This is a genomic window from Pantoea sp. SIMBA_079, assembly GCF_046940275.1.
Lineage (GTDB): Bacteria > Pseudomonadota > Gammaproteobacteria > Enterobacterales > Enterobacteriaceae > Pantoea > Pantoea borealis.
This window is the reverse complement of record NZ_JAWRYR010000495.1, coordinates 1-261: the sequence shown is the minus strand read 5'-3', so window position 1 is coordinate 261 and position 261 is coordinate 1. Positions and strand designations below refer to the sequence as shown.

The following is a 261-nucleotide window of genomic DNA, read 5'->3' as shown; positions in this document are numbered from 1 at the left end:
CGAATGAACGATTTGGTCGACTGCCCATAGGCCGTTGTAGCGGTACGTCGTCGTGTTCCCGAGTGCATCCGTCACCTGCGTCATCCGGGCGGGCGGCTGGTACGAGAAGCGTGCCTCGCGCGTCACGACTGGCTCGCCGTCGGCGTCGAGTGTGTACGCGTAGGTTCTGATGCAGCGCGCCTGTGGCGTCTCGCCGTCCCACTCGGCGACGAACGTTGCGCCGGCCGGCGTCTCGTAGCGCGTCAGCAGGTGCGCATGATA

The 261-nt window shown here is 65.9% G+C and carries 1 protein-coding gene; it reads right to left on the bottom strand.

Annotated features, from left to right (window positions below; translation table 11 throughout):
- Nucleotides 1–261 (bottom strand): hypothetical protein (locus SB719_RS20940; RefSeq protein WP_412159856.1); only part of this gene is annotated, 261 nt, incomplete at both ends.